This is a genomic window from Vagococcus sp. AM17-17 (assembly GCF_003471765.1).
GTDB lineage: Bacteria > Bacillota > Bacilli > Lactobacillales > Vagococcaceae > Vagococcus > Vagococcus teuberi.
In genome coordinates this window covers 31,385-42,958 of sequence record NZ_QRJY01000007.1, presented here as the reverse complement: position 1 = coordinate 42,958, position 11,574 = coordinate 31,385, and the positions used below count along the sequence as shown (strand labels likewise).

Genomic DNA, 11,574 nt, shown 5'->3' with positions numbered 1-11,574 from the left:
ATTCTCTGTGAAGTGTCAGATAAGTTGGGCGACGTTCAACTTCAGGCAATTGACTAATGGTTTGATACGTTCCGTTTTTAACGGATTGATAACATCCACATTTCTGGCATTGCTTATCTTTATTCACTAATCTTCCTGTCATCATGTTAACTGAGCGGTTGTTTCTCACTTAATGAGACAATCAATCCCCATTAAAAATAAGAGAATCATCGGTTAAATTGAGTAGTTTTCTTGTATTATTATTCATAGGGGTATTCTCCTTTGTAATGTTAGTTATAGCCGACTTAATTTTACCAATAAGAATATCCCTTTTTCTATGCCTAAAACCAAAAATCACATTGATAGCATTTAATCTATCAATATGATTTAGCGTAGAGACAAAAAAGCTAGAACCCTTACTACACAAGGCTTCTAGCTTATAATAGAAAAAATTATTTTGTTTCACGGTGTAACGTCACTTTACGTTCACGTGGACAATATTTTTTAACTTCTAAACGTTCAGGATTGTTACGTTTGTTTTTATTTGAAAGATAGTTTCTTTCTTTACATTCTGTACATTCTAAAGTAATATTTACGCGCATTATTTTTTCCCTCCGAAATAAATTAAGATATTCAAGTATCACTTGACACTTGAATATCATATCATGTTTTAATTGAAATTTCTAGTCTTTTTCGTAAATTCGTTAAGGAGTTCTACTTTACAGATTACAATACGTTTTTTAATTTTATTGTTTATTATACTCTTCATTATAGGCATTAATAACTTCTTTTAGTATTAACCTATTTGTCGCCATGTCATCATCACTAATTTGAGGAATCATCACGCTAACTGCTACTTTTGGATCATTATATGGGGCATACCCAACAATAGTACTATTAATAACGGAAATCGTTTTATTCGTTTTAGGATCTACTGCAAAGGTTTCAGCAGTACCTGTTTTAGCAGCAATCGGAAGACTAGCACCCTGTAAAACAGTTCCTGTTCCCATTGACCCGTTAACTACTTGATACATTCCTTCTTGAATAATCTCAAATTCGTTTTCTTTTCCTTCAATCTTATTCATTACTTTTGGCTCTATTAATTCTTTTTCTTTTCCTAAATCACCATTATCGCCATTGCCATAAATACCTTTCACAACATGTGGCGCGTAACGTGTACCACCATTTGCAATAGTAGACACATATTGAGCTAACTGCATTGGAGTATAGGCTTCATAGTTACCAAAAGATAAATCAAGAGCATTTGCCATAATGCCTGGTAAGAAGTTTCCATTTTTATCTTTGTAGTTTGTGTTTAGTACACCCACCGATTCTTGTGGAATATCAATACCTGTTTTGGTACCAAGACCGAATTCTTCATATGTTTTACGCAACTTATCAAACACACTAATATCCATTGGTAACGACATTCCTGGTGAGTACTCAACCCCCATCATTCCTAATGCAATACGCATCATATACACATTTGAAGACACTTCAAGTGCTTGTTCAGTTGTCAAAGGTATAGAAGAATAGTGATTAAATAGTGATGATTTCGTTGTGCCATCACTAAATACGAGTGGTTCGTCGACCATTGTTTGATTACCTTTTATGATACCATTCTCATATCCTGCCATAACAGTTGCTGCTTTAATTGACGAGCCTGGAACAAACGCTTTATTAATTGTTCCAAGCGAATCATCAATTAATTCCCCTGTATCAGGGTCTTTACTTAATCCGACCATCGACAACACATCACCATTATTCGGGTCTGTTACCACAACATATACCCCTGGTGAATAAGTTGCTTTACCTGCTTGCTCCAATGACTCAAACTGACGCTTAGCAATTTCTTCCACTTTTCTTTGGAAATCTAAATTAATCGTTAGCATTAAGTTATCGCCTTTTTCACTTGCCTTAACCTCTGTTTTAGAAACTATTTTTTGATTTTTATCTGTCACGACTTCTGATTGACCTTTTTTACCTTTTAAAGTATCTTCATAAGATTTTTCTAGGTAACTTAGCCCAACACGATCATTTCTTTGATACCCTTTTTTAAGGTATTCATCAATCTCATCTTCAGGTAATCCTTGTTTTTCTGTTGAAACTGTTCCTAAAATCGAACGAATTTGGTCTTTTTCTGGATAATCTCTTTTCCAATCTGTTCCAGCTGATAATCCTGAAATAGCAGCTGTATTTTCCCCTACCTTAGCAATTTCTTCGGGCGTGACATTATCATTTTTAATGGTCACTGGTTGTAAAGCTGCCGCTGAATTGATTCGTTTAAAAACAGATGCTTCTTTCATTTGCTGTTCATCAAAGTTTATTTCATCATTATTGACTTTATCCACTGTTTTTGCGTATAAATCACTATTAGATAACTCTTGGCCATTAGAACTTACTTTATCACTAACGGTTAATCGTTTCTGGGCTTTTGCTAGGTTATCTGGATTAGCTAACCAATAATCTTTTTTATCACGCTCAGTTAGTTTATCTGGCTCAATATCAATCAATTTAACGATGTCTTGACTTACTTTTCTAATATCATTTGCGTTCATTCCAGCAGATCGTGTAAAAAGAATTGCCTGTGTTGCTTTATTTCCGACTAAAATATTTCCATTCGAGTCATAAATATACCCCCTAGGTGCATTCTCTTCTACTATTTTCTTTTGCCCACTTGCGACAATGTTTTTGTATTTTTCTTGATTTTTAATTTGCAAATCAGACAATTTTACTATTAACATCGTAAATAAAATAAACACAATAAAAAACAAAATATCTAGTCGAATTGGAACATGAGATTTTGTTTTCTTTGTTTGTTTATTTTTACTAGATAAAAATTTGCCCTTATTTCTTTGATTCATTCATTAATTCTCCTCATTAATGAAAGTATTAAAATACTCCATTATTGTCTAATCATGTCATAAAGTATCTCATTTGTTAATCTATTTTTCAATAAAAAATAGACGACTTGATATTTTTTTAATATTTACTCCATGATCTAACTAAAAAGACTGTGAACTCATATATTCTACAGTCTTTTTATCATCATTTTTGGTGGCGTTGGTATGTCTCAAAATCATGTGGATATGGATTATCATCGTTAACAGAGCCTTCGCTGGTACTAACAATATTCCACTCTCCCCAATCAATATAAGGAAAATAAGTATCTCCTTCAAATGTCGATTGAATCAACGTACGATATAATACATCAGTGTAAGGCAAGAATGTTTTATAAATCTCACCACCACCAGTGATAAAAGTAATCCCATCAAATTCTTCAGCATATTTCAATACATCATCTACCGAATGCATGACAATCGCACCATTTCCATCATAAGATTGGTCTGATGTTAACACAATGGTTTGACGATTTGGTAATAGATTTTTGCCCATCCCTTCAAACGTTTTACGTCCCATAACAATTGTGTTGTTTTCTGTCATTTGTTTGAAAAATTGTAAGTCATCTGGTAAATACCAGGGTAGTTTGTCATCTTTCCCAATTAATCCATTTTCATCTTGAGCCCATATTGCTGCTATCATAATTCTTTATTTCCTCCCAAAATTCCCCTACACCGCAATCGGTGCCTTTATACTTGGATGTGGCTGGTATCCTTCAATCTTGATATCATCCATGTCAAAATCAAACACTGATTGTTTTTCTTTATTTAACCAAAGTGTTGGTAACTCTCTTTGTTTTCTTGAAAGTTGTTCTGTCATTTGCTCGATATGATTACTGTACAGATGAGCATCCCCTAATGTATGAACAAACTCTCCCACTTCAAGATTTGTTTCATGTGCAATTAAATGGGTTAATAAAGCATAACTTGCAATATTAAACGGAACACCTAAAAAGACGTCTGCACTACGTTGATACAATTGACAACTCAATTTTCCATCTGCTACATAAAATTGGAATAAAGTATGACAAGGTGGCAAAGCCATTGATGGCACGTCTTCTGGATTCCACGCTGAGACAATCAAACGTCTTGAGTCAGGCGTGGTACGAATCATGTCGATGACATCTCTTAATTGATCAATTGTGTCACCTGTTGATGTTTTCCATCGTCGCCATTGAGAACCATAAATATTTCCCAACTCACCATATTTCTTGGCAAATTCATCGTCATGTAATATGTTTTCGATAAACAGGGTCATCTCTTTTTGATAGACTTCATTAAACGCGTCATCCACTAAACAACGACGACCAAAATCGGTCATATCGGGTCCTTTGTAGTCTTCACTTTTGACATATCTCTCAAATGCCCATTCATCCCAAATATGATTATTATTTTCTATAAGGTATTTGATGTTAGTATCACCTTTTAAAAACCATAATAATTCACTTTTTACTAGTGAGAATGGCACACGTTTTGTTGTGAGTAAGGGAAATCCTTTACTTAAATCAAAACGCATTTGATACCCGAAAAGACTTTTGGTTCCAGTACCAGTTCGATCAGTTTTTTCGTGTCCTTTTGTTAATATTTCTCGGCCTAATGCTAAATATGATTCTTCCATAATAACCCCTCAAAAATAATCTATTAATCGACAAACTCGCTAAGGTATTCCCAGCGTTCTAATTTTTCTTCTAACGTCTGTTCAGTTGATGTTAGTGTGGCTTGCAATTCCTGTAATTTTACCGCGTCACTGCTATTGTCTAACATTTGTGTGTTTAACGTTTCAATCGTTTCTTCTAACGTTGCGATGTCTTCTTCAATGGTTTCCCATTCGATTTTTTCTTTATAAGTTAATTTCTTTTTCTCAGAGTCATCTGAGATTGGCGTGTCAATTTTTTTGTTACGAACTGACTTCACCTTTTCATTGGATGCATTTTGATCAACTCGCTCAACGTAATCACTCATTGACCCAAAAAAGGTCGTCATATTTCCTTGACCATTGAAAATTAATAACTTATCCATCGTTTTATCAAGGAAGTATCTATCATGACTGACTGCAATGGCAGCACCTTGAAAATCGGCTAAATAATCTTCTAAGATAGTCAACGTCTCGACATCTAAATCATTTGTTGGTTCATCTAATAATAACACATTTGGCTGCTGAATTAAAATACTCAAAAGATACAACCGACGTTTCTCTCCACCAGAAAGTTTACTTATGAGTGTACCATGCACTTGTCTTGGAAATAGAAATCTCTCAAGCATCTCTGTCACGCTGATGACAGAACCGTCTTGCTGTTTCACTTCTTCGGCAATTTCTTGTAAAAACGAAATAATTCGTTTACTCTCATCAAGATTGTCGTTTGTTTGCGTATAATAACCAATATTTACAGTCTCACCTAACTCAACTACCCCACTATCAAGTGGGATTCGTCCGGCAATAATGTTTAATAAAGTTGATTTTCCTGAACCATTTGCGCCAGTAATACCCAGACGTTCATGAGATTGAACTAATAATTCAAAGTCTTTTAATATAATACTTTGATTGATTGTATAGTTGGCGTTCTCAATTTCAATGACTTTTTTACCAAGTCGTTTTGTTCCAGCTGAAAATTCCAGACTTCCTTTATCACTTGAGCCACTTACTTTATCTTTTAAATCATGGAATCGATTAATTCTAGCTTGTTGTTTGGTTCCACGCGCTTTAACCCCAGCACGCATCCAAGCCAGTTCTTGTTTAAATAATTGCTTATTTTTATGTAGGCTTTTTTTCTCATTTTCTTCTCGTTCTGAACGTTGTAATAAGTAAGATTGATAATTACCTGTGTACTCATATAATTTTCCATCAGATAACTCAAAAATACGGTTTGTTACACGATCTAAAAAGTAACGATCATGCGTAATCACGATAAGCGCACCTTGATAATGTGTTAAATAATCCTCTAACCATTGGATTGTTTGATAATCCAAGTGGTTGGTGGGCTCATCTAAAAGAAGTAAATCAGGTGATTGGATTAAGACTTGTGCCAATCCTAAACGTTTTTGCTGACCACCTGAGAGTTCTGATACTTTTTTATCTAAAAATAAAATGCCTAATTTATTTAAAATAGTTTTTGCACTTGTTTCAGCTAACCACGCATCTTCTTTATTCATGGCTTCTTCTGCTTTTTCGTAAGCTTTTTGCACTGCAACATTCTCACCATCTTGTGCTAAATCGACCAAGGCTTTTTCATAAGCATGAATAGCTTTCATCACTGGCGTATCATCTTCAAATACTGCATCTAATACAGAAATATCTTCTGAAAAAACAGTGTCTTGTGATAAATAACCAATTTTATAATCATTTGGATAATCAATTGACCCTTTTTCTGAATGATCTTTTCCTGATAATATCTTCATCAATGTCGATTTACCCGTTCCATTGATTCCAATTAACCCAATACGATCTTTTTCTTTAATCAAAAAAGAAACGTCATTCAATAATTGCTTAGTTCCATAATTTTTATCTAAATTATCTGCTCGTAACAGCTTCATTTGATCACCCATCTTCATTTAATCCTAACTAGTTTATCAGATTTATCTTACCTCCACAAGTTGACAACACTTACTCAACTGTTTTATCTACCATAAGTATATAGAAAAAAACATCTCGTAGAAAGTTTTTCCACTTTCTACGAGATGTTATCTTATATTTTTTAGTTTGTTTCAATTAAGCCATATTTGCCATCTTTACGTTTGTAAACGATGCTTGTTCCATTTGTTTCAGCATCTTCAAATATAAAGAAGTTGTGACCTAACATGTTCATTTGTAATACAGCTTCTTCGCTATCCATAGGTTTTAATGATAAACGTTTTGTACGAACAATTTCTAAACTTGGTTCGTCCATTTTTTCTGTAGAATCATTCGGAGCAAATACCAATTCTTTTGTTACATCTAAAGCTGTTTCTCTTGATTTACGGTTAATTTTTGTTTTATACTTTCTAATTTGTCGTTCTAATTTATCGACAACTAAATCAATACTTCCATATAAATCTGGAGAGGTTTCTTCAGCTCTTAATACAAGATATGGTAATGGAATAGTTACTTCCACTTTAGCATTTTTATCAGAATAAACTTTTAAATTCACATGTGCCGTTGATTCAGGCACATTTGTAAAATATTTTTCTAATTTGCCAATTTTTTTCTCTACATATTCTCTTATGGCTTGAGTAACTTCAATGTTCTCGCCTCTTACATTGTATCTAAACATAACTATTACCCCTTTCATCTATCACTAAAACTAGAAAAATAAGGTTTTTTTAATTCCCTTCATCTTTCTACCCCTATTATATCGAACTTGTCATAAAATGACAAATACTTTAGTAGAAAACGCTTTATTGTATCATCTTGCTAAAGAAAACGTTATGACTTTTTTAGCCTTTTTATCCATAAGATAACGTTTTGCTTGCATCATCGTGTTTCCAGTCGTATACACATCGTCTACCAAAACAATCACTTTTCCATCAACGCTATGAGTATCTTTTTTTGATATGTTAAAAAACATACTAGTTTTAAGTCTATCCTGTCGTGATTTAGCTGATTGTTTTTTATGATGTTTTGATTTTTTTAAGATTAACTGATAGTCAATCTTTGCCTCATCTAGTAACAAAGCCACTTGATTAAACCCTCTGTCTAAATGACGCTTTTTTGATAATGGCATGGGAATTACCACATCATACGACAATTCACTCAATCTGTTTTTGATATCCTCACTAAAGACAGCAGCAAGCGATTGATTGCCTTGAAACTTATATTGCGACATAAAGTCACTCATAGTATCGTCATACTTAAATAAGGCGATATGCGGTTCTAATATCATACCTTGAGCTTGCCAATACTGACAATCTGTACAAACCTTTGTCTTACTCTCACCATCACAGTACTGACATTGTCCACATTGTCCTGTCTCTATTGGCGTAAACTTATCTTTACATGATTCACAGCAGGCTATAGATGTTGTCATATCTCCAAAAAGTAGTTTCTTTAAACTCATCTGTCTGATTATATCTCGTCCACAAAGTACACACATCATAATGGTGACCGCCTATTCATCTGCTTGATCTCTTTTATAGCTTGTTTTATCGCAGTCGTTTTTCCTTCGTGTAAGAACAGCACCTTACCAACTGCTGAATCCCTGCTTCGTCCCACTCGTCCTGCAATTTGAATTAATGTCGCGCGGTTAAACACACGATGATCCGCACACACCACCATCACAGAAATACAGTGAAAGGTGACACCACGCTCTAAAATCGTAGTGCTCAGTAGTATATCAAGCTCACCTCGTCGCATTTTTTCGACAGTTTCTTCTCTTGTTTTAGAGGACGCATAGACAACACCCATTTTTTTGTCCGGCCATCTCTTTTTTAACACATTATAACTATCTAATATCAATGAAATATCAGGAAAAAATACAATCAGTGGATGTGTTTGCTTATCTATTGTTTGAATTAACTTTTTAGGCAGTGTTCCTTTTCTTAACTGAGTTGACAATTTTGGGCAGTAAAACGTGTTAGGTACAGGCAAATCTCTACCATGAAATCGTCTTGAAACCACACTTCTAGTTGTATTTTGATAATTTTCTAGATTCTTATTACTCGTTGCGGTCAAAAAAACCATCATTCCCTGTTTTACCAAGGCATTCTTCGTAGCATATTGTAATTCAGCTGAATTGACATAAGGAAAGGCATCAGCTTCATCAATCACTAAAATATCAAAATAATGAAAAAATCGCATCAATTGATGTGTGGTACAAATAACGAGTGACGCACCATCAAATTCCTGTTTAGACTTGCCGTATAACAAATTACTTTTAATTGATGGAAAAGCCGCTTGTAATCGAGGGAATAATTCTAAGCACACGTCTATCCTTGGCGTAGCGATACCTATTATCTTGCCGTCTGTTAAAGCTTTTTCGATTAAGGGAAACAACATTTCTGTTTTCCCCGCACCTGTTACAGCATGGACAAAATGATTGGTTTGATTGTCGTAAGCTGTTAGTAGGTCATTTGCCACACGTTGTTGTATCTTAGTTAAATCTCCTCTCCATTCACAACACCTCTCTCGTTTAGCTTGTTTTAATTTTCTAGGAATACGGTAAAGAAACGCGTCACTTTTGACTTTTCCCATGTTAATACAATACACACAATAGTATTCCGTACTTGTTTGACACTGCGAGCGATGGTTTTCGTGACCACATCTTTGACAAACAACAAATTGCCCATCAATCGACATCCCCGCTACTTTTTTTATCTGTTTATCATTATCAACTACATGCCTTAATGACTTTGGTATATCGCTTTTAAGTAGTTGTCTGCCATATAGTGTTTCATCCATCTATCATCCCTCCCACAAATAAAATACGCAATAGGCTAGTGACGAACTGCCAAATAGACTATAATGAGAATAAGTTATTTACGGAAAGGATATCATTATGAAGAAAACATTTGTTATTGAATCTTTAGATGGAAACACTGATTTAAATGGGATAGTTTGGCACCCATCAACGAAAAAACCTAAGGCAATTTTGCAAATTGTTCATGGCATGGCTGAATATATCGAGCGATATGCCCCACTTGCAGAATATTTAGCTTCACATAATATCCTTGTCATTGGTCACGATCACTTAGGTCATGGTGAATCAGTTGATATGGATGATCCTTTACATGGATTTTTCTGTGAGGGCGATAGTGCCTCTATCGTGGTGGAAGATACCTTCCAAATTACTCAATACGCTAAAAGTCGTTACCCTGACACACCTTTATTTATTTTAGGGCACAGCATGGGATCATTTGTAGTGCGAAATTACTTAAAAAAATATTCCCAACTAGTAAAAGGTGCTATCTTAATGGGAACTACAAGCAGACGAAATGATGTTAAAATGGCATTGAAATTAGCTAAAGGATTAAATACCGTCTCACCTAGAACGAAAAATCCGGCCTTAGATAAATTAATGTTTGGCTCATACAACCAAGCATTTAAACCAGCTCACTCACCTTATAGTTGGTTATCAAAAAATCCGGAAAATGTTGAAAACTACGAAAAAGATGACCGATGTGGCTTTATTTTCACCAATAACGGCTACTACACTCTTTTAAGTTTAGTTCACGGTGCCACAAAAAAACATTGGTACAATACGATTCAACGTGACTTACCTATTTTAATTATAAGCGGAGAAAAAGATCCAGTTGGAAACTATGGTAAAGGACCTAGAAAAGTCGCACTTGAATTAAGTGACAACTATTTTAAAGACGTAACACTTCGTCTATATCATGACTTACGACATGAAATACTGAATGAAAAAGAATCCCTTGATGTCACACTAGACATTTATGATTGGGTGTCTCACAGACTATAGAAAAAAGCATGAAGCGTTTATTACCGCCTCATGCTTTTTTATTATTCTTTTTCTTTAAAGGTTGATAAAATATCATTTAACCCTTGAATGGTTTTTTCTGTTGGGTTTGCTTCGCTCGTCCATGCCCCTAAATTAATAAAATAATCTGGTGTTTCGATTAAATATATACGATACGTCAACACACGGTCTTTTGCGTCTTTCATTTCGACTCCAAGATAATACGTTTCTAAATCATTCAACATTTTTTTCTCAGGCTCTACCACAATAGTGGCTTTTGATTCACTTAACTTTTTCAAATAATCATTTTTATAATCATCTAGTGACTTATCTTTCTTTTCTTCAAATCCTGCAGACATAAATGACTTTGAATCTTTATTTCCAACTAAAAATGCAATCGACTTATCACTATTTGGAAATTTACGCCAGCCATCAAGCATGTTAAACTGATACTGATGATGATCATATTCTAGTGTGTAAACAAGTTTATCATCCTTTTTATCCGTTGATTTACTTGTCGAACTACTATTAGTGGATGTACAGGCACTTAAGACGAAAGTTAAAACCAATATAAGTAACCCTATTCGTTTTTTTTGCATAACCATTCTCCTTTTTAACACATATTACTAATAACTTTGGGGGTTTAAAGATGCTATCAAATTACTATACCATAAAACAAGACGGTGATTATGAAATCGTCATAAAAAAATCATCCTTTATTTGTCATTTAAGACGCATTAACAATGAAGATGAGGCAAAAGAACACATACAACAAATAAAAAAAGAGCATTGGAAAGCCAATCACAATTGCGTGTCTTATGTTTTAGGCGACAATCAGGAAATTCAACGTTCAAGTGACGATGGTGAGCCAAGTGGTACAGCAGGTGTCCCAATGCTTGAAGTCCTTAAAGTTAAAGAGCTACGTAACGTGTTAGCAGTTGTAACACGTTACTTTGGTGGAACAAAACTTGGTGCTGGTGGCTTAATTCGCGCGTATAGTTCTTCTGTTTCCGAAGCCATTGAACACGTAGGTCTTGTAGAAGGCAAACTTCAACAAGAAATGATTATTACGGTGGACTATTCCTCTCACGGAAAATTAGAACACTTTTTAAATAATCACCCTGAGTACACTCTATGTAACACACAATTTAGCGATACTGTGACTCTATACATTATGGTTGATGAAAAAAATGTTCAACTGTTTGAAGAAAAATTAACTAATTTACTTAATGCTCAATATTCATCCCAAAAAGGGAGACTTGATTATTTTGAGATGCCAATAAATAAATCCTAGAGTCTATTTCTCC

General features: G+C 34.4%; 11 protein-coding genes. 2 read left to right on the top strand and 9 right to left on the bottom strand.

Translation table 11 applies throughout. The features are described from left to right. Positions 1-431: 431 nt before the first annotated feature. The 8 genes from rpmG to DW196_RS08440 all read right to left on the bottom strand — a co-directional run bounded on the left by rpmG (position 432) and on the right by DW196_RS08440 (position 9,249). Positions 432-581, bottom strand: coding sequence for a 50S ribosomal protein L33 (gene rpmG, locus DW196_RS08475; RefSeq protein WP_071457069.1), 150 nt, complete (start codon positions 579-581; stop codon positions 432-434). A gap of 144 nt (positions 582-725) precedes the next feature. After that, positions 726-2,843: a penicillin-binding transpeptidase domain-containing protein gene (locus DW196_RS08470; RefSeq protein ID WP_118250942.1), complete on the bottom strand. Its 2,118-nt coding sequence runs from the start codon at positions 2,841-2,843 to the stop codon at positions 726-728. Positions 2,844-3,027: 184 nt separating this feature from the next. Further along, complete coding sequence (locus tag DW196_RS08465) at positions 3,028-3,522, bottom strand: dihydrofolate reductase (protein ID WP_118250941.1); 495 nt, start codon at positions 3,520-3,522, stop codon at positions 3,028-3,030. Between the two features lie 27 nt (positions 3,523-3,549). Next, positions 3,550-4,497, bottom strand: a complete 948-nt coding sequence (locus tag DW196_RS08460; RefSeq protein ID WP_118250940.1) for a thymidylate synthase — start codon at positions 4,495-4,497, stop codon at positions 3,550-3,552. A 23-nt stretch (positions 4,498-4,520) separates the two neighbouring features. After that, positions 4,521-6,410, bottom strand: a complete 1,890-nt coding sequence (locus DW196_RS08455) for an ABC-F family ATP-binding cassette domain-containing protein (RefSeq protein WP_118250958.1) — start codon at positions 6,408-6,410, stop codon at positions 4,521-4,523. A 161-nt stretch (positions 6,411-6,571) separates the two neighbouring features. Then, positions 6,572-7,126 carry a ribosome hibernation-promoting factor, HPF/YfiA family gene (gene hpf, locus DW196_RS08450; protein ID WP_071457073.1) on the bottom strand — a complete coding sequence of 185 codons (555 nt, stop codon included), beginning with the start codon at positions 7,124-7,126 and terminating at the stop codon, positions 6,572-6,574. A gap of 132 nt (positions 7,127-7,258) precedes the next feature. Further along, the gene (locus DW196_RS08445; protein ID WP_118250939.1) at positions 7,259-7,948 is read right to left on the bottom strand and encodes a ComF family protein; all 690 of its coding nucleotides are present in this window, start codon (positions 7,946-7,948) and stop codon (positions 7,259-7,261) included. Then, positions 7,945-9,249 (bottom strand): DEAD/DEAH box helicase, encoded by a 1,305-nt coding sequence (locus DW196_RS08440; protein WP_118250938.1) that lies wholly within the window; start codon positions 9,247-9,249, stop codon positions 7,945-7,947. The genes DW196_RS08445 and DW196_RS08440 overlap by 4 nt, the downstream gene beginning before the upstream one ends. A 97-nt stretch (positions 9,250-9,346) precedes the next feature. Here DW196_RS08440 and DW196_RS08435 point away from each other — a divergent pair, with 97 nt between their 5' ends. Beyond that, positions 9,347-10,270, top strand: coding sequence for an alpha/beta fold hydrolase (locus tag DW196_RS08435; protein WP_118250937.1), 924 nt, complete (start codon positions 9,347-9,349; stop codon positions 10,268-10,270). 41 nt (positions 10,271-10,311) lie between these two features. On the opposite strand, the gene DW196_RS08430 is transcribed toward DW196_RS08435, so the two are convergent. Next, entirely contained in the window at positions 10,312-10,866 is a 555-nt protein-coding gene (locus DW196_RS08430) for a hypothetical protein (RefSeq protein ID WP_118250936.1), read from the bottom strand. Positions 10,867-10,916: 50 nt separating this feature from the next. Between DW196_RS08430 and DW196_RS08425 the strand changes: the two genes are divergently transcribed. Next, positions 10,917-11,561, top strand: a complete 645-nt coding sequence (locus DW196_RS08425) for a YigZ family protein (RefSeq protein WP_118250935.1) — start codon at positions 10,917-10,919, stop codon at positions 11,559-11,561. The last annotated feature ends 13 nt before the right edge of the window (positions 11,562-11,574 follow it).